Raw genomic sequence first — 18,220 nt, 5'->3', positions numbered from 1 at the left:
TCGGCGCTGATGAGCGTCGACAGGATGTTGACCATCGTCGTCTTGCCCGCCCCGTTCGGGCCGAGCAGCGCGTACACGTCCCCCTCGTCGACGGTCAGATCGATGTCGTCGAGCACGACGTGGTCGCCGAACGCCTTGCGGACCCCGGTCGCCCGGATGGCGGCGGTCGCCGCGCGGTGGTCGTGGGCGTCACTGTGCATCGGTCGCCCCCTGCGCCCGGCGGATCGTGATCTGGCCCATGGTCGTGCGCGCGCGCACCTTGACCGTGTCGTCAGCGTTGTCGGGGCCGTCGGTGGCCTCCAAGGTGTTGTGGACCCGACCGGCCTTGGCGCTGACGTCGAGCCACGCGGCGGTGCCCTCGCGGATGCCCACGTCGAGGTCGCCGACCTGCGTCTCGAGGACGACGAGGCCGCGGGTGACGTCGCGCACGCTGATGTTGCCGTTGGCCGACGTCGCCGCGACGTCGGCGTGCGCGCGGTCGACGTCGATGTCGCCGTTGGCCGCCCGGACCCGCAGATCGCCGGCGGTGACGCCGATCCAGGTGTCGCCGTTGGAGTTCTTCACGACGGCTCCCGCGCCGAGCTCGTCAAGCCGCACGTCGCCCGATCCGGTGAGGACGTCGGTCCGTCCGGTCACGCGCGCGACGGTGATGTCGCCGGAGCCGCTCCGCAGGTGCACCGTCTCGGCCGTCTCGAGCCGGAGGTTGCCCAAGCCGGTCTTGATCCGACAGTCGCCGAGGTGACCGGTGGCGGACACGTCGGCGGAGCCGAGCGCACCGTGCACGTGGGAGCCGGCCGGCAGCGCGATCGTCACGTCGACCGAGCCACCACCGGAGCGGCTGAGCCACGACCGCAGCTTCGGCGCCCTGACCAGCAGGCCGTCGTCGGTGCGCTCAACCCTGGTCTTCTCGGCGGCGCTGCGGTCCTCGTCGTTGGAGACGTCGCTGGGGACGACCTCGACGACTGTGGTGTCGCGGTCTCCCGCGGCGATCACGACGTTGCCGAAGCCGAGGTCGACCGTGACCGAGATGGGCGTCGGCGTATCGAAGGTTGGCATGCCGGTCCTCCTTGCTGTCATCAGTACCGGGGAGCGACGGCTGAGGCCGTCGTCAGCGGACCCACCCCGTGTAGGCGTCGCCCACCCGACCACCGCGCTGCTGCGGACGACCGGCGTCGATGTCGCGCGAGACGGCGGAGGCCACGAGACGCACAAGCCACGCGTTGACCGACAACCGCTCGCGGCTCGCCGCCTGCTCGACACGAACCTTGAGCTGCTCCGGCAGCCGCAGGTTGATCCGCGCGGTCTCCTCACCGTCCGCAGACACCGGCGGCAGCGCGACCGCCGCTGCGCCCCCGGGCTCGTCCGCCGGTGGCAGTGTCACGACGAACTCCGGCTCTCCCGACCGCAGGCGCAACTCGACCGAGCCGGGCGCCAGCTCAGCGGTGATCTCGGCCGCAGCCGCGGACAGCGCCTCCAGCAGCATCAACCGCACCGCGGACACCAGCGGCGCGGTCAGACGGCCGGCGAGCTCACGCGCGTCGTCACCCCCAGCGTCCGCGGCCACCATCAGCTCACGGCGGAGGTCATCCGGGTACTGAGAAAGATCCATGCCGCCATGATGACACCAATATGGTGCCACTGCAACACCAAGTTGATGTCAGACTGCCTGGCTGCCCCCTTCTCTTCGGTCATCCAACGGACGCTGTACGACAGTGCACATGGCTCCGCAGCGGACGGCAGACCACTCGGCATCCCCTGATGGATATCTGCAGTCATGCGGGGGCGATAGTGACCAGCGTGGCGGGCGGATGGCCGATCTACAGCTGATCTCGAGCGGCGGCTCGCGGTCTCGGGCCAGGCTGGTGTCGCGGAGCGTCAGCCAGTCGTCGACCGTCGCCATCCACGCGTCAACCGATTACGCCACCGCCCAGCTGCTGGCGCTGAAGGCGGGGCTGCTCGGGGCACTGGCGCTCGCGGCACTGGCGCTCGGGGCACTGGCGCTCGCGGCAGGTGCGCTGCTGCTGACGAAGCACCTCCCTGCGACGCTGACGCGCTCGGACCCGCAGCTCGCATCACCAGGTAGCTGAGTCACGACCGTCGTCATGATGGCGTCCGACCTCTGGCCGGCCACACGACGACCCGGCCGTGTCAGCGCATGTTCTCCCGGCGCGGAGGGCGCTGGCGGATGCCGTCGCCACGCCATCCCTCCCGGCTGCCGTCGAAGAAGCGGCGCACGCCGGGACGCGCGGCGCTGCTCGGCACCTGCGGATCGAAGTCGCCGATCGCTCCTTGCGGCGGAACAGGCGGTTGAGCACGGCCATCACGGCCACGAATCCCAACGCTGCGAGCAGTCCATACATCGTCATGCACGTTCCTGCCATGCAGTGTTCCCGATCCGGTAGCGCAGACACGCCTCGGGCCGTCGGCCGCCCGCCTGACCACCGTCGGGGATGCGTCCCTTGTCACGCGTAGCGCTCACCAGCGCCCGCGCTCGACGCCCTTGTAGTTGGCCAACGTGGTCAGGTGGTGCACCGGTTCAACCAGATCGACCTGGGCGTCCATGACCGTCGACAGGTCCCTGTACGCGCCGGGCGCCTCGTCAACCAGTGCCTTGGCAGCATCACGTTGCCAGCCGCGTACCGCCGCCATGTCGATGACCAGCTGCTCGGGCGGGATCGACCAGCGCGCCCGACCGCGTGACATCTTCCGGCCAGCCCCGTGTGCCGCCGACCTGTACGAGGCGGGATTGCCCAGACCGCGGACGATGTAGCTGCCGGTCCCCATCGAGCCGGGGATCACGCCCAGCTGACCCTTCCGCGCGGAGATCGCCCCTTTGCGTGTGATCCACAACTCGCGCCCGTCGTGCCACTCCCGGGCCGCGTAGTTGTGGTGGTTGTCGATGATGTGGTCCCCGTCGAAGGTCAGGTCCCGCCCGAGCACTGCGGACAGCCCGTCCAGCGCACGGCCCAGCATGATCTCGCGGTTCACCTTGGCGTACGCCTGCGCCCACGTGAGGTCGTGGACGTACGCGCGGAACTCGTCGGTCCCCTGCGCGAGGTACGCGAGGTCCGGGTCGCGCAGATCGATCATCCAGCGCTTCATCAGGCCCTTGGCGATGTCGATGTGGTGCATCGCCAGCCGGTTGCCGGCGCCCCGGGATCCGGAGTGCAGCATGATCCACACGCCGTCGTCCTCATCGGCGCACAGCTCCAGGAAGTGGTTGCCCGACCCCAGCGTCCCGAGCTGCCTGGGTGCGCGATCACGGGCCTTGGGGTCCTCCACGGTCGGCATGCCGTGGTCGGCGACGAAGCGGTCCCACCGGTCGGCGTACCTCGGATCCGCGTGCCAGTTGCCCAGGCCGGCAGGGATCCGCCGCGTCCACTCGCCGACGAGGGCGTCGAGGGCGTCGGGAAGCAGGTCCATGGACAGCCGTCTCCCGGCAGCGTCCGTGACCGCGCCGGCGGTCACTCCGCAGCCGATGTCGACACCGACCGCGGCGGGCATGATCGTCGTCACGGTCGGGATCACCGAGCCGATCGTGCAGCCCAGGCCCCAGTGAGCGTCCGGCATCAGCGCGACATGACCGCCCAGCCCGACGATCCGGGACGTGTTGATGGCCTGGGCACGGGCCTTGTCGTCGAGGTCGGCCGCCCACGACAGCAGGCGGTCGTTGATCTTGTTCATGACGGTCACCTCGCTGACAGTCGGCGGCAGCGACCTGAACCGTCGCGGCCGATCACGCGTATGCCCTTGTGACGACCTCGACCATCGCAGGGGGCACCCGTGCGCACGTTCACGTTGACCATGCTCGCCGCACTCATGCTCCTGGCCACCGCGTTGCCCGCGGCAGCGCAGGGCCTGGAGGATCCCATACCTCGCACGATCACGCCCGGCGGGGTGCACGTCACCCTCGACACGGTGGCCGACGGGCTCGTGGCACCGGTCTGGGCGACCGCCGCCCCGGGCCTGGACGGGCACATGTTCATCGTCGACCAGGCCGGACAGTTGTACGCCCTGGACCTCGCGACGAACGACCTGACCCTCGTCGCGGACGTGAGTGGGCTGCTCGTCTCGCTCGGCGCGTTCGGACCGGGCACGTTCGACGAACGCGGCTTCCTCGGCGTCGCGTTCCATCCGGACTACGCGGCCAACGGGCTGCTGTACACCTACACGTCACAGCCGGTTGCCGGCGCGCCGGACTTCTCGACGATGCCGGTGGGCGTGGCGCCCAACCACCAGGCGGTGGTGACCGAGTGGCAGTCGACGGATCCGAGCGACGCCACGGCGCCGGTCGACATCACCAGCGCTCGTGAGCTGCTGCGGATCGACGAACCGCAGTTCAACCACAACGCCGGGGCGCTCGAGTTCGACGCGTCAGGCAACCTGCTGATCGCGCTCGGCGACGGCGGTGCCGCCGACGACCAGGGCGTCGGCCACGTGCCCGGTGGCAACGGGCAGAACCCGACGAACCCACTGGGCACGATCCTGCGCATCGACCCGCTGGGCGATGACAGCGCGAACGGTGCGTACGGCATCCCGCCGGACAACCCGTTCGTAGGAGACGACGGCGCGCTCGAAGAGATCCTCGCCTACGGCTTCCGCAATCCGTTCCGCATCGCGGTCGACGACGAGACGGGCGCCCTGTGGGTGGCCGATGTGGGTCAGAACGACATCGAGGAGATCAACGTCGTCGAGCCGGGCGGCAACTTCGGCTGGCGGATCAAGGAGGGCTCATTCCTGTTCGACGCCAACGGTGACGACCCCGGGTTCGTGACGGAGCGGTCTCCTGGCGAGCCGGCAGGTCTGATCGATCCGGTCGCCGAGTACGACCACGACGAAGGCATCGCGGTCGTCGGTGGCTTCGTCTACCGCGGCGACGCCATCCCGCAACTGCGCGGTCGGTACGTCTTCGGCGACTTCCTCGACCCGGACACCGGGCAGGGCCGTCTGCTCTACCTCGCTCCGAACAAGCGCATCGCGGAGTTCCGCCTGGAGGGCCAGGACAGCCTCGGTGCGTTCGTGCTCGGCTTCGGTCAGGACGCTGACGGCGAGATCTACGTGCTGACCAACGAGACGTCAACCCCGTTCGGGACCACCGGCGCGGTCCAGCGCCTGGCGCCGTTCCGCGGGCGTTAGCTCACCCACGCGCCGCGTCGATCCGGCGCACGTCACGGCCGGCGGCCACCGTGCAGAAGGTGGCCGCTGGCCGATTGGCGTCGCGCCGGTCTGGCGGGCACGCATGTGGAGATCGGGGCGCCGTCACTGACGGCGGTCAGCCGCGCTTGGTCCCGGCGAGCGCGATGCTTGCGCGGGCTCGGATGCTGGCGGTCCGGGTTCACCCGTCGACGATCTCGATGTCGCCGTAGTCGAGGCCGTCGAACACAGCCCCGCCGTCCTCGATCACGACGTTCGCCGCCGCGAAGCCGGCGCCGGCCCTGAACGGCTCGCCCGACGCGGGAACGGTCACCGTGACCGTGTGCGGGCCGCCGTCACAGGCCGGTACGAATGACCCTGTGCCGTCGGCCGGATACTTGAAGACCGAAACCTCCGACACCCGCCCGGTGCTGCTCGCCGGGCACGCGACGGTCACGTCGACCACGACGGCCTCGCCGCCGCCTTCGAGCCGTGCCACGCCGGCGAGGTGGACCGCTGCGATCGGGTGGACGGCAACCACCGCGGAATCACGCGCCTCCGTGACCTTCCCCTGCTGCACGGAGACGACCGCGTCGACCCGGGCCTGCCCGGTCTCGAACGAACCCCCCGCCGACGGCACGTCCACGGTCACGTCGCGCGCCACGCCGTCACAGACAAGCGTGAACGACGTCTCACCTGACGCCTGGGGCTGTGCCACGCGGACACGCGCGTCGAGCAGGGTCCGTCGCGCCGGGCACCGCGCGGTGAGCTCAACCGAGATCGAGCCGCTGTCTGGTGCGAGCCTCGCAGGCGACCCGATCTCGACGAGTGGATCCCGTTCACCGGCCGCGGCCGGTAGGGCCCCGCCTGCCAGGATCAGGGACGCCAGCCCAGTGACGACACCGCGTCGCATCTGCTTCGACTTCATCGGCGCTCCTCCCGCGTCGCCGTCACGTCACCGGCGTGGGGTCTTGCCGACTGCGATGTTCGAGTAGGCCGAGACGCCGTTGGCATTGAAGGCACGGACCCGGTACGCATAGCGGGTGTTGCGCGCCAGTCCGTCGTCGGTGAAGGTCGTCACATCGTGGCCCACCGTCGCCACCGTCGTGAAGTCGCTGCAACCGTGGCCGGCGCAGCGCTCGATGTGGAACCCGTCCTCCGTGCCACCGTCGTCGGTCCAATCGAGTCGGATCTGACTGCGTGAGATCCCCTGGGCGGAGAGGTTCGCCGGGGCCACCAGCGCGGGTGCGGCGGCGGCCGGGAAGCGCAAGGTGACGATGTCGTCGGCCGTGCCACCCCGGTTCGACAGGTAGTCGTTCCACGAGGTACCGGTGACGAGGGCGGTGCCGGAACTGTCGATCGCAAGGCCCGCCACCCGGTCGTTGCCGCCGTCCCGACCTGTGAACCGGTACCGCCAGCGCTCCTCGCCGTCCTGCGCGTACCGGATGACCAGGTAGTCCTCGCCGCTGGTCCCGGCGGCGGTCACCGCCCCGGTGGAGTCGGTCCGTACGAACAGGTTCCAGAACCCGTCGTTGCTGGGCGGCGTCGCCCACGTGCGGACACCGGCGGCGTCGTACCTCGACACGAACGAGTCGCCGTACCGGCCCGCGAAGGTGAGGTTGCCCGCGTCGTCCACGTCGACGCTCGCGCCGCCGTCACCGCGGATCGTCTGCAGCAGGGTACCGGAACTGTCGTAGCGGATGATGAACGGCGACGGCGGGAAGAGCCCGCTCGTGCCGGTCACGGTGATCCGGCCAGCCCCGTCGATGGCCATCTCCGACGGCTCATCGTCACTGGTCGCGCTGTTGCTCCAGGTCCGCCGCCACACGACGTTGCCGTCCGGGTCGTATGCCACGGTCCCCACGTCGCTGGCGTGCTCGCTGTCGGTGTTGAAGGCTGTGCCGGTGACCACGATGTTCCCATCGGGGGCGAGCGCGATGTCGGCGACGCGGGATGTGTGGTCGCTGACGCCTCGTTCGCGCCGTTCCCAGAGCAGCTCACCGGTCGCGCTGTACTTCTGCGTCGACCAGTCGAACGTGAAGTTCGGACTGGCCGTGTACGAGATCCCGCTGACGTACACGTCACCTTCGGCATCCACCGCGATCTCGGTGGCCCGGTCCGTGTCGTCATCCGGTCCCGGGCCGTCGAAACGCGCCGCCCACCTCTGTCGGCCGTCGGGACCGAATGCGACGACGAGGTGGTCGAGCCTGGGATAGAAGCTGCCGTCCCCGACTGCACCAGCCGCGTAGACGTTGCCGGCGTCATCGACTGCCACCGCGTGCGCGCTGCCACCCGTGCCACCGCGCGATCCGTCGTACGTCGCGCTCCACACGGTTCCGGTCGGTCCGACCTTGACCACGGCGAACATCGCCTCGCCATCAACGTCGACCGCACCGCCGACGTAGGCGTCGCCGGCCCCGTCCACGGTGATCGCGGCCGCACGGTCGTAGCCACCGCCGTGGAAGCGGAGCACCTGTGGCACGTCCTCGGCGGCCGATCCACCGGTTGCGGGTAGCAGCGCAGCCACGAGCGCCAGCAGCAGCATCGAGTGCCTCGTCGTCGCTCGCATTCCCCATCACCCCTACGACCACTGCCCCTACAGGTACTACGGCTCAGAGGGCGACAGAGATTGCGGGGAGTCGCCGCCACGTGGCCCAGCGGCCTCGACGTGACGGTCAGCTGGATGGCGGAGCGGCGAGATCCGCGGTCAGCGCGGTTCGACCGTGGGCGTCGACGACGGTCAACGTGGCGGCGTCGTGCACAGCGATCGGGATCTGCGCTCCCCAGACCCGGTCGGCGGTCAGATCCACGTTGTCGGCCACCTGACGTGTGACGCCGTCGCGACCGAGCAGCTCGACCACATGGGGACCACCGACCACCGGCTGATCGAGGGTGAGCACGACCCACGAGGGATCACCCTCGTAGGCGAACACCGCGCCGCGCCGCTGTGCATCGGCGGTCTGCAACGGGAAGGCAATGAAGTACTGCCCGTGCGATGTCGCCAGCGTCTGCCTGACCCCGTCGGCTAGCGCACGGTCCGCGCGCCCCGTCCAGTGCACGGCTCCGGCCGCGAGCGTGGTTGCCAACACGATCACCGCGGCGACCAGCGCGATGCGCAGGCGCGGCCCGGATCGCATCCAACGGCGGGCGGGCGTCGCCATCGCGCGCGAGGACGATGCCGCACGCAGGTGCTCGAGCACAGAGGATTCGAAGCCGCTGGGGGGCTCGCTCATCGGAGCCAGCGCGAGCATGTCGTCAGCGGTAGCGGACAGCTCCATCAGATGGGCGGCGCACGATGAGCACGTCGCCACGTGATCGAGCACGAGGGCGCGTTCCCGCGCTTCCGCGATCTCCAGCGCCACCTCCGGCGCGAGGTCGCGCACGGAGGTGCAGTCGTCAGTCATCATGCACCTCGAACGACGAGCGCAGCTTGCGCAGCGCCGTACGCATCCGTGTCTTGACGGTGCCCAGGGGCACGTTGTCAAGCGTGCTGATCTCCCTCGCCGTCAGCCCGTTGAACACCGCGAGCAGCAAGCAGCGCCGTTGCTCGGCCGGCAGGGCACCGACGGCACGACGCAGGCGCGCGAGGTCGCGTTCGGTGGTCACGTCGTCGCCCGGCTCGGCATCGGAACCGACGAGCCGCAGAGAGTTGAACAGCACCGGGTCGACCGGGACGGGGCGGCGGATCCGGGCTGCATCGATCGCCAGGTTGCGGGTGATCGTGAGCAGCCACGTCGCGACGCTTCCTCGCCGAGGGTCGAACGTGTCGGCGTACCGCCATGCGCGCACGAAGGCCTCCTGCGCGACCTCGGTCGCCGCGTCCCGGTCGCCGAGGATCGCGAGCGCGAGGCCGTACACACGGCCCTGGAAGGTGCGGACGAAGGCGGCGGCGATGTCTGCATCGTCCGACGCCAGCCCGGCCAGCATCGCTTCCTCGGTGAGCCCCACACCAGGTAGTACGTGTGGAACGGGCTGACGGTTTGACCTACTCGACGGTTGTTCTCGGATGCATGGCGAGCGAGGTCACACCCGACGCCGCACGCCGCCCGACGTCACGGCGCTTGGTCGCTTCCCGCGGATCATTGGAGCGTCACCCACCCGATCGCTCGGCGGCGAGTCGCGCGAGCAGGGGGATCGCGGCGATCTTGTCCTCCGACAGGTGGTCCCACAGCACATTGGTTGGACGTGCACGGTCGCCGTCGCACACGATCACCTCGTCGGGCGTCACGATGACGTCGAGCGGCACATCATGGTCGGTCATGGGGATGCGTCCGCCGTCGACGACCTGTAGCGGATGCACCGTGGTGACGACGGTGGTGTCCGGTCCGATCAACCCGGCGGCGGTGGCCATTGCGAACTCCAGGTCAGCGAACCCGCCGCCCTTGCCGACCCTTGCGCCGCTGAGGTCGACGGCGACGCAACCGACCACCACGAGGTCGACGGGCACGAGCTCGTCGACGGCGGTCGGCACGCCGTGCTCGGACGAGCCCTTGATCGAAGACGCCGCGCGCGGCCGAACCTCCAGGAGATCCGGATCGAGTCGTAGGAACGGACGTTCGTCCCTGAGACGCGGCACTGCCATGAACACGGTGCACCCGTCCTCCAACGCCCGCTGGCGGACGGGCCACTGCGGCGAATCCGGGTTCGCCTTGACCGTCACGGCCGCGCGCCACGGCGAGGTCCCGCGCAGCCGTTCCGCGGCCGCCTCCGCGCCGGTGAAGTTGGGGATGCGCCCCCTGGCACCCGGGAACCGCGCGACGCCGGCCTCGCGGAGCGCATCCCACACGACGTCGCGCAGCTCCTGTTTGGCATCGGCGACATCGCGGTCGGACACGTGCGCCTCCTGAGTCGTTGCGTGGCTCCACCATCGCATCCGACCCGCGCCGTTCGGGTAGGACCGCGGCCACCCTGTTCGTCGACCGACAGGTCCACCGTGTCAGACATGCCCGTCCCCGCCAGCGGCAGCTTCGCCATCGCCGATGAGCTGGAGGTGCACCGCCTCGGGTTCGGCGCGATGCGTCTGACCGGCAGCGGCGTGTGGGGCCCGCCGAACGATCCCGACGAGTGCCGCGCTGTCGTCCGCCGCGCCGTGGAGCTCGGCGTGACCCTCATCGACACCGCCGACTCCTACGGGCCGTACGTCAGCGAGGAGCTCATCGCCGAGGCGCTGCACCCCTACCCCGACGACGTCGTGATCGCGACCAAGGCGGGGCTCGTACGGGGAGGACCCGGCGACTGGAGCCCGGACGGCCGCCCGGCGCACCTACGGGAGGCGTGCGAGGGCAGCCTGCGCCGGCTCCAGCTCGACACCATCGACCTCTACCAGCTGCACCGCATCGACAGGAAGGTGCCGACCGACGAGCAGATCGGCACGCTCATCGAACTGCGGGACGAGGGCAAGATCCGCCACATCGGTCTGTCGGAGGTCACGACCGACCAGCTGGCACAGGTCATGGAGATGGTCGAGGTCGCCACCGTCCAGAACCGGTTCAACCTGACCGACCGCGCCTGGGACGACGTCGTGGACATGTGCGCGGCGCACGCCATCGGCTTCATCCCGTGGCTCCCGCTCGCGACGGGGAAGCTGGCCCAGCCGGGTGGTGTCGCCGACGAGGTCGCGCGTGCCCACGAGGCGACGCCGGCGCAGATCGCACTGGCCTGGCTGCTACGGCGGTCGCCCACCATGCTGCCCATCCCGGGCACGTCGTCGGTGGAGCACCTGGAGGAGAACTGCGCGGCCGCGACTGTCGGGCTCAGCGACGACGAGTACGACGAGCTGGTATCGGCCGCCTGAGCGGTCCGATCACCCTCGGTCGACGATCCGGGGGCTGGCGTCCATCACGTCGAGCGCGACCCGCCACAGGCGCGGAAGGTAGGCGCTCGCGGCACGCCGACGGTCCCGTAGAGCCGCGGGTGACGGACGCCCAGATCGTCGAGCAGGTCGTGGAACCCTCCGCGATGGCGCGCGGCCACATCGGTCGCCGCGCCGCGATCGAGCACGATCAGGCACTTGGCGTACGTCGCGACGATCCAGAACACGGCGGCCCGGTGGTCGCCGGCGGCGATCAGCTCGGCGCTGCCGGCGATCACCGCAGATCGCGCGGCGGTGCTGACGTCGGTCGCGATCGGCAGCATCGTCGTTGGGGCGACCGGCGTCGCGTGCGCCATGATCCCCGTCGGGAAGACCCAGCCCGCGACCTGATCGACGAACGGCATCTGCGCATCCACGACTGCGAGTCGCTCGCGATCCCGTCGACCACGCGACGGCTCCGGCGGCGCACCCATGTGCGCCGCGGGTACGCGGCGGCGACCGTCTGCTGCACGCGTGCCAGCGTCCCGGCGATCGGCCACGACATGTGGTGTGGACAACGCCGCCGCGAGGTGCGGGTCGGCGAGCACGCGCGTCGGATCGGCGACGTCGCCGACCGTGCGGAACGACACGTCGATGGTCACGCCCAAGTGGTGCAGCTTGCCCAGCCTGGGCGGTGCCTCGGCGCGGTCGACGACCACGTTGACGTCCACGTCGGAGGTCGCCGGCAGGATGGCCGCGGCCGGCAGGTGGCAGCTCGATCCGGTCAGGAACGCACCGGCGAACCCCGGCAGCCCGGCGGCGTGGGCCGCGACCCAGTCGGCCCCGATGCCCCGTGCCAGCCCGACCGTCGTCGCCACGTGACGCCTCCCGGTCCGTCCGCGGCGTCGATCCCTAGGTCGGGACCCGATGGACGGCCCGCCTGAGCCGGCGACCGATCACCGCGGCATCACCGAGCCGATGACGGAGATGCTGTTCGAGCGCCCCGATCGGATACAGGTTCTGGGGTGCGCGGACGTCGCGGTGCGGCGACGAGGCGAACCGCGGCAGCAGCCCCGTCACGGTGTCGGCGAGCGCGCGGGCCTCCGGCAGGGCGATCCCGTCCGCCGGGATCTCGCAGCGGACGATCGACTCCCACGGATGCCGTCCGACCGTCGCCAGCCGGAGGTACCACGACCAGTGCCTGTACGTGTCGGTGGCCAGTACGAACAGGGGCGTGCGCTCGGCGACCGCCAGGTCAGCCACGACGGGGCGCAGCGCAGCGGCGAGGTAGTCAACGTGCTGGGTCTTGACGTACCCGACCGCGTGCCCGCGGACGCGACGTCGCAGCGGGCCGTCGAGCACGATCAGCTCCCCGCTGGCCGCGACGTCACGTGCCACGTCGAGCTCCAGACCGCGCATCCGCGCCTGGAGCGCGTTGCGCAGCGCGGCATCGGTGCCCGCCTCCGCCTCGCAGCCGGCGAACACCAGACCGTCGTCGGTGGTGAGGGTCGGCCGCCGCGCCACGGCAGAGAACAGCCCGCGTTCGACCCGGCAGTCAGTGATCACGGCGGATCCGTCGCAGCGGATGGCCCCGGCTGCCCACGACCCGACGAGGCCGGAGGCGGTCGCGCCGTCGTCGGTGGTGATCCAGGCGCGGGCCTCCATGCGTCGGACGCCGTCGACGAACCACACCGGCCGGTCGACGGCGGCGTCGGCGGCCGGCGTGACGGGCGCCCAGGCGGCCTGCGTGACCTCCGGGTCGTAGTCGACCGGCACCGTGGTCGTCGCGGGACCGTCGTCACTGACCGGTGATCCGTAGTCGGCCGGCCACATGGCCAGATCGATGCGGTGGGTCGCGGTCACGGTCATCAGGTGTCCACCCGTTCGACGGTCGACGTCTCGCCGGTCCGACGCACCTCGAACCGCACGGGCATCCGCTCGGCCAGCTCGCGGACGTGGGTCACCAACCCGACCGTGCGGCCGCGCGACCCCAGCTCCTCCAGCGCCGACGCGACGACGTCGAGCGTGTCATGGTCGAGCGTCCCGAACCCTTCGTCGAGGAACAACGCCTCGAGCCGCGCACTTGCGCCGGTCGCGAGCTGCGCCACGTGGTCGGCCAGCGACAACGCGAGCGCCAGCGATGCGAGGAACGTCTCACCGCCCGACAGCGTGCGGGCCGAGCGGAGCTCGTCGGCGTTGCGGTGGTCGACCACGAGGAAGGTTCCGGCGTCGTCGACGCGCAGCGAGTAGGCCTGCGACGACAGCTCACGCAGCCGGATCGACGCGTCGGCCACCAGCTGCGCCAATGCCTGGTTGAGCAGCCACTGCTCGAACCGGCGGGTGCCCAGATGCTGGCCCAGCGCGGACGCAGTGTCCGTCAGCTGCTCGTCGGCACGCATCTCGGCCCGCAACCGAACAGCGGTCTCGACGGCGCGTGCCACGCGTGCCCGGTCGCCACGGGCGCGCTCGAGCGCCGCGGCGCACGCGGACCGGGGATCTGCCCCGTCGACCGGCACATCGGCTGACGTGCAGGCGGCCACCAGCTCGCGGTTGCGCGCCCGCCACTGCTCGGCGATCTCGGCGACGGCGTGCTCGGCGGTCGTGGCGGCCGCTGCGAGCTCCGGCCGGCGCTGCTCCGCCCAGTCGAGCAGCTGCGACCACGCCGTGGCGAGGTCGTCACGCTCGACCGCCGGCGGGCCGAGCGCGGCCAGCGGATCCCGCACCTCGTCGAACTGTGCCCACGCCGCACGGCGCTCGCCGTCGAGGCCGCGCACACGCTCAGCCGCCCGACGGAGCGTCGCGCGGGCGGCCTGCTCGTCGGCGTGGGCGTCGGCGAGATCACGGTCGGCCTGCGCGACAGCGGCCGCCACGGCGGGCACCTCGGCCGGCGACAGGTCATGGCTGGCCGCCAGCTCGTCGATGCGCGCCGTGAGGTCCCGGCACGCCGTCTCCAGCGTGTCCTTGGCCTGCCGGCGTCGCGCCGCCTCGGCCGCGGCCTCACGCAGCGCGGCGGCGGACCGCGCGAGGCGCTGCTCTGCACCGGCGTGCGCGGCGTCGGCAGCGGCGAGGTCACCGGCGTCGCCGTGGTCGGGCAGCTCAGTGACCGGTCGGGAGCAGACCGGACACGGGTCGCCGGTGTGCAGTCCATGGGCGAGCGCACGCGCGTGGTTGGCCTCGCGGACGCGGTCGCGCGTGGCGCGCACCGCGGACAGTTCCCGTTGCGCCTCGTCGTGTGCGGCGTCGGCGGTCGCCCGCGCCGCGTCGGCGGCGGCCGCCGCGTCGGCGGCCGGAGCGAGCGCGTCCCCGCGCGCATCGCGTTCGGTGACCAGGCGACGCAGCTCCGTGATCGTCGCTCCGTCCGGGAGCCGGCCGCGGGCCTCCTCCGCCGCCAGGCGCTGTTGCTCGACCTTCTCGACACGTTCGCCCGCATCGGCCTCGGCCTGCGTGGCATCGGCCAACCGACGTGCGATGTCGGGCACGGCGGGTGGCTGCGTCAGGCCGTCGAGCAGCGCGCGACGCTGCTGCGCGGCGACGGCGGCCGCACGCAGTTCGGCGCCCCGCTCGCGCAGTCGCTCGAGCTCGGGCTGTGCCTCGACGATGCGTCGGTGCACCTGCTCCAACATCGTGACGCGATCAGTTGCCGCCGCGAGCGCCTCGGCCGTCGCGTCCGACAGTTCGCCGAGCCGCCGGCGCGTGTGATCGCTGCGCGCCTGGGCCTGCTTCGCACGCTCGCGGGCGCGCCGGCCGATCCGCCGGTAGACCTCGATCCCGAGCAGGTCGACCAGCAGGTCCTGGCGGTCCTTGGACCGCGCATGCAGGAACTGTGCGAACGCGCCCTGCGGCAGCACGACGCACCGCGTGAAGTGGTCGAACGACAGCCCGAGCAGACCTTCCACGCGCTCGGTCAACTCCTTCTCGTTGCCGGCCAAGGTCGTGACGCCGACGCCGGCACCGTCGGGAGCGGCGGGATCCCACGACTCCAGCCGCGCCTCCTTCGTCGTGGCACCCGTCTGCGTGCGCCGCACCACGCGCACCGCCGTGTAGCCGACGTCGTCCACGACGAAGTCCAGCCGCACCTTCGCCTCCACGCGGCCCTGGTTGATGACCGGCGCCACCAGGCGGCGGTCGTCATAGCGGGGCACCGAGCCGTACAGCGCGAAGATCAACGCGTCGATCACGGTCGACTTGCCTGCGCCGGTCGGTCCGACCAGGACGAACAGGTCGGCCTCGGTGAAGTCGACGGTCGTCTGGGCGCGGAAGGACCCGAAGCCGGTGACCTCAAGACGCGTCGGCCGCATGCTCCTCCTCCAGCAGCTGGGCGAACAGGGCGGTCAGCGCATCGTCGGAGATGCCGAGGTCGGTGAGGTACCGGCTGAACAGCTCATGCGGCGCCCCGCGGACGTCCCGTCGCGCGACCTCGCCACGGTCATCGGCCCGGTCCGCAGCGATGGACACATCGACCGCGTGGGGGAACTCGTCCCGCACCATGCGGGCCAGCCCGATCCGCGGTGGCTCGTCGAGCACGATCCTCAGGTAGGCCTCGGGATCGATGGCGTCGCGCTGCGCCAGCACGTCGTCGAGCGACCCGCGTAGCGTCCGCAGCCGGCGCCCCGCCCGCAGGGGCAGGTGATCGACGCGCGCGGGCGTGTCGGGCGTGACGTCTACGAGCAGCGCCGCCTTGTGATCGCGCTCGGCCTCGCCGAAGTCCAGCGCGAGCGGCGAGCCCGCGTACCAGATCGGTGCCGCGCCGGGGATGCGGTGCGGCATGTGCAGGTGCCCGAGCGCCACGTAGTGAGCGGTGGCCGGGAACGCGTGCGGAGGCACGAAGTAGTCGAAGATCGTGTGGGCGGCCCGCTCACCGCCGCCGAACGTCGGCTCGCCACCCGTCACGGTGAGGTGCCCGAGCACGATGTTGACCGCGTCGGGCGTGAATCCCGCCGTCAGCGCCGCGATCAGGGCGATCATCCGCTCGGCGTAAGCGCTGGTGGCGTCGCCCGCGTCATGGCCCATCAGGTGTTCGGCGCGCACGATGGAGCGTTGGGACAGGAACGGCAGCAGGGCGATCCGCGCAGTCTCGCCCGAACGTGTCGGCAGCTCCACCACGCCACCCGCGTCGGGCCGACGGACGGACGCAGCCGCGTGGACGTCGCTACGCGCGAGCAGCGGCGTGATCGCGCCCCATCGCCGGGGGTTGTCGTGGTTGCCGGCGACCACGACGACCTGGGCGCCGGTGCGCGCGAGGTCGAGCAGCGCCGCGTACACGATCTGCTCGGCCTCGGCCGACGGTGCGGCGGTGTCGAACTGGTCGCCCGCCACGAGCACCACGTCGACCGCGTGCTCGTCGGCGAGCTCGGCGATCTCGGCCAGCACCGGCCGGTGCTCGTCCGCGCGGCTGTGACCACGGATGGTACGGCCCACGTGCCAGTCGGCGGTGTGCAGGAGTCTCATTCCGCGCTCCATGGACGCGGCGCGCCGCGGCACCCGCCCTCACGTAGCGAAGCGGTAGGGCACATGGTCAGAACGGCAGGTCGTCGTCGAGCCCGTCGAACGGGTCCGCGGGCTGCGCCACGACGCGTGCGGTGGCCTGCACGCCGGCCTCGGACGGCCGGGTGGCCCACGCCGGGAACGGGAACTCGCACACCAGCGGCACCGGCAGTTCGGGCTGCGACAGGATCATCGTGCCGGGCTTGGCGATGGTGGCGCGCTGGCGCAGCACCGGCGGCAGGAACCCGTACTCCTCACGCGACGCCTCGGCGGTGTCGAGGCGGCCGACGACCCTGATCGCCGAGTTGGCGATGATGCGACGTTCGACCTCGCTGGCGGTCTGCTGCGCGCCGACCAGGATGATGCCCAGAGAGCGTCCACGTTCCGCGATGTCGAGCAGCACCTCCTTGATCGGCGACGAGCCGTCGCGCGGCGCGTACTTGTTGAGCTCGTCGAGCACGACGAACACCAGCGGTCGCGCCTGTCCCGAGCGCTCCTTGTCCTCGAAGGTGCTGCGCAGCACAACGCCGACGACGAACCGCTTCGCTCTGTCGTGGAGGTTGTGGATGTCGACCACCGTGATCTGCTGCTCGCGCGCGATGCGATGGCGCTCGGGGTTCGGCAGATCGCCGCGGATGATGTGGTCGAGGTGCTTGCCCGCGCTGTGCAGCCGCCGGATGAACGCGTTGATCGTGCCGACGCCGATCGCCCGTCCCGCCCACTCGGTCGCTGTGTCCTCGCTCTCGAGCAGGTCGGAGATGATCTCGACGAAGTCGCGGAACGTCCGCGCGGTGCGCCCCGCGACCCGTACGCCGCCGTCGCCGATCCCGACGACGTCGCGCCTCAGCTTCGCGGTCAGGTGGTGCACGATCATGGTGTACTGCTGCCGGTCGTCTGACGCGTCGGCGAACAGGAACGGCAGCAGCTCGTCCCGGCAGAACTCGTCGAGGGTCCAGAAGAACCCGCCGACACCGTCGAGGCGCGCCCCGGTGTCGGGCGCCGCCGTCGTCGCGCCCCGGCGGGGCGGCGCCCACAGCTCCACCGACTTGAAGGCGCCTCCGGCCAGTCCGAGCACGTCGTACCGCCCACGCTCGGCCGGGTCGAGCTGGCGGTTGTCGTGGTCGAGGAACAGCAGGTCCTCGCCCTTGACGTTGAAGATCAAGGCGCGGGTGTTGTGGGCCTCCCCGCCGAGCACGCCGGAGTGGAACAGGCTGTGCAGCAGGAAGGTCGCGTACGTCGTCTTGGTCGCGACACCCGAGATCCCACTGATGTTCACGTGCGCACCGCGGGTGCCGTCGAGGAACTCGAGGTTGGCGTACACCGGCTCGCCGGCGCGCGACAGGCCCACCGGCAGGCGCTGACGCATGCGATCGAAGAACAGTGCCTCGTCACGCTCCGCACCGGTCGCCCGGCGCACGCGCGTGCCCGGATGCGGCGGCACGAAGACCTCCGGCTCGAAGCGCGTCGCCTGCACCTGGGCGGCCTCGGACAGCTCGGCGGGCAGCACGCCGGCCGACACCAGGAAGACGTCGCCGTCGAACCTGGACCCCTCGTGACGTGCGCGCACCTGGCTGACGATCCCGCTGATGCGCACGTCGCGACCGTCGGGCAGGCGGCGGTCGAGCGCGACGACGTCGTCGAGCTGCAGGTACTGGCCAGCATCGGGATCGATGCCGACCCAGAACTCGAGCGGGGTCGCGTCCTCGGTGCCCAGCACCCTCCCGACCGCGGGATCGGTCCCGTCACTCATGACGTGTGAGCCTAGCCGCGATCAGCGCCGTGACCGCACAGCGTCCCCACACGCCCGCCACC

General features: G+C 71.2%; 17 protein-coding genes. 3 read left to right on the top strand and 14 right to left on the bottom strand.

Features of this window, described 5'->3' with window-relative positions:
- From VFZ70_02465 to VFZ70_02455, 3 genes are all read right to left on the bottom strand, one after another.
- A partial coding sequence (locus tag VFZ70_02465; GenBank protein HEX6254652.1) for an ATP-binding cassette domain-containing protein occupies nt 1-200 on the bottom strand: 200 nt, incomplete at its 3' end.
- Nucleotides 190-1,056, bottom strand: a complete 867-nt coding sequence (locus VFZ70_02460; protein ID HEX6254651.1) for a DUF4097 family beta strand repeat-containing protein — start codon at nt 1,054-1,056, stop codon at nt 190-192. The genes VFZ70_02460 and VFZ70_02465, both read right to left, overlap by 11 nt.
- Before the next feature lie 52 nt (nt 1,057-1,108).
- Nucleotides 1,109-1,609 carry a hypothetical protein gene (locus tag VFZ70_02455; GenBank protein HEX6254650.1) on the bottom strand — a complete coding sequence of 167 codons (501 nt, stop codon included), beginning with the start codon at nt 1,607-1,609 and terminating at the stop codon, nt 1,109-1,111.
- A gap of 199 nt (nt 1,610-1,808) precedes the next feature.
- On the opposite strand from VFZ70_02455, the gene VFZ70_02450 reads away from it, so the two are divergent.
- A complete protein-coding gene (locus tag VFZ70_02450) occupies nt 1,809-2,087 on the top strand; it encodes a hypothetical protein (protein ID HEX6254649.1) in 279 nt (92 codons plus the stop codon).
- A gap of 388 nt (nt 2,088-2,475) precedes the next feature.
- Here the strand turns inward: VFZ70_02450 and VFZ70_02445 are convergent, their stop codons facing one another.
- Entirely contained in the window at nt 2,476-3,684 is a 1,209-nt protein-coding gene (locus VFZ70_02445; GenBank protein HEX6254648.1) for an RtcB family protein, read from the bottom strand.
- Between the two features lie 99 nt (nt 3,685-3,783).
- Between VFZ70_02445 and VFZ70_02440 the strand changes: the two genes are divergently transcribed.
- Nucleotides 3,784-5,136: a PQQ-dependent sugar dehydrogenase gene (locus VFZ70_02440; GenBank protein HEX6254647.1), complete on the top strand. Its 1,353-nt coding sequence runs from the start codon at nt 3,784-3,786 to the stop codon at nt 5,134-5,136.
- Nucleotides 5,137-5,335: 199 nt separating this feature from the next.
- Here VFZ70_02440 and VFZ70_02435 read toward each other — a convergent pair whose 3' ends face one another.
- From VFZ70_02435 to VFZ70_02415, 5 genes are all read right to left on the bottom strand, one after another.
- The gene (locus VFZ70_02435; protein HEX6254646.1) at nt 5,336-6,061 is read right to left on the bottom strand and encodes a hypothetical protein; all 726 of its coding nucleotides are present in this window, start codon (nt 6,059-6,061) and stop codon (nt 5,336-5,338) included.
- A 27-nt stretch (nt 6,062-6,088) separates the two neighbouring features.
- Nucleotides 6,089-7,678, bottom strand: a complete 1,590-nt coding sequence (locus tag VFZ70_02430; protein ID HEX6254645.1) for a fibronectin type III domain-containing protein — start codon at nt 7,676-7,678, stop codon at nt 6,089-6,091.
- A gap of 130 nt (nt 7,679-7,808) precedes the next feature.
- Nucleotides 7,809-8,540, bottom strand: a complete 732-nt coding sequence (locus VFZ70_02425) for a hypothetical protein (protein HEX6254644.1) — start codon at nt 8,538-8,540, stop codon at nt 7,809-7,811.
- A complete protein-coding gene (locus VFZ70_02420; GenBank protein ID HEX6254643.1) occupies nt 8,530-9,081 on the bottom strand; it encodes a sigma-70 family RNA polymerase sigma factor in 552 nt (183 codons plus the stop codon). The genes VFZ70_02425 and VFZ70_02420 overlap by 11 nt, the downstream gene beginning before the upstream one ends.
- Before the next feature lie 142 nt (nt 9,082-9,223).
- Nucleotides 9,224-9,967 (bottom strand): 5-formyltetrahydrofolate cyclo-ligase, encoded by a 744-nt coding sequence (locus VFZ70_02415; GenBank protein HEX6254642.1) that lies wholly within the window; start codon nt 9,965-9,967, stop codon nt 9,224-9,226.
- Between the two features lie 108 nt (nt 9,968-10,075).
- Here VFZ70_02415 and VFZ70_02410 point away from each other — a divergent pair, with 108 nt between their 5' ends.
- Complete coding sequence (locus VFZ70_02410; protein ID HEX6254641.1) at nt 10,076-10,927, top strand: aldo/keto reductase; 852 nt, start codon at nt 10,076-10,078, stop codon at nt 10,925-10,927.
- Between the two features lie 44 nt (nt 10,928-10,971).
- Here VFZ70_02410 and VFZ70_02405 read toward each other — a convergent pair whose 3' ends face one another.
- The 5 genes from VFZ70_02405 to VFZ70_02385 all read right to left on the bottom strand — a co-directional run bounded on the left by VFZ70_02405 (nt 10,972) and on the right by VFZ70_02385 (nt 18,158).
- Nucleotides 10,972-11,802 carry a hypothetical protein gene (locus VFZ70_02405; GenBank protein HEX6254640.1) on the bottom strand — a complete coding sequence of 277 codons (831 nt, stop codon included), beginning with the start codon at nt 11,800-11,802 and terminating at the stop codon, nt 10,972-10,974.
- A gap of 34 nt (nt 11,803-11,836) precedes the next feature.
- Nucleotides 11,837-12,793 (bottom strand): hypothetical protein, encoded by a 957-nt coding sequence (locus VFZ70_02400; GenBank protein ID HEX6254639.1) that lies wholly within the window; start codon nt 12,791-12,793, stop codon nt 11,837-11,839.
- On the bottom strand, nt 12,793-15,222 hold the full coding sequence (locus VFZ70_02395) for an SMC family ATPase (GenBank protein ID HEX6254638.1): 2,430 nt from the start codon (nt 15,220-15,222) through the stop codon (nt 12,793-12,795). Before VFZ70_02395 ends, VFZ70_02400 begins: the two co-directional genes overlap by 1 nt.
- Nucleotides 15,203-16,372 (bottom strand): exonuclease subunit SbcD, encoded by a 1,170-nt coding sequence (gene sbcD, locus VFZ70_02390; GenBank protein ID HEX6254637.1) that lies wholly within the window; start codon nt 16,370-16,372, stop codon nt 15,203-15,205. Before sbcD ends, VFZ70_02395 begins: the two co-directional genes overlap by 20 nt.
- A 67-nt stretch (nt 16,373-16,439) precedes the next feature.
- Complete coding sequence (locus VFZ70_02385; protein HEX6254636.1) at nt 16,440-18,158, bottom strand: ATP-binding protein; 1,719 nt, start codon at nt 18,156-18,158, stop codon at nt 16,440-16,442.
- Between the last annotated feature and the right edge of the window lie 62 nt (nt 18,159-18,220).

The sequence above is a fragment of the Euzebyales bacterium genome, assembly GCA_036374135.1.
Classification (GTDB): Bacteria; Actinomycetota; Nitriliruptoria; order Euzebyales; family JAHELV01; genus JAHELV01.
The sequence above is the reverse complement of the archived record's forward strand: the minus strand, read 5'-3'. Positions and strand labels throughout refer to the sequence as shown.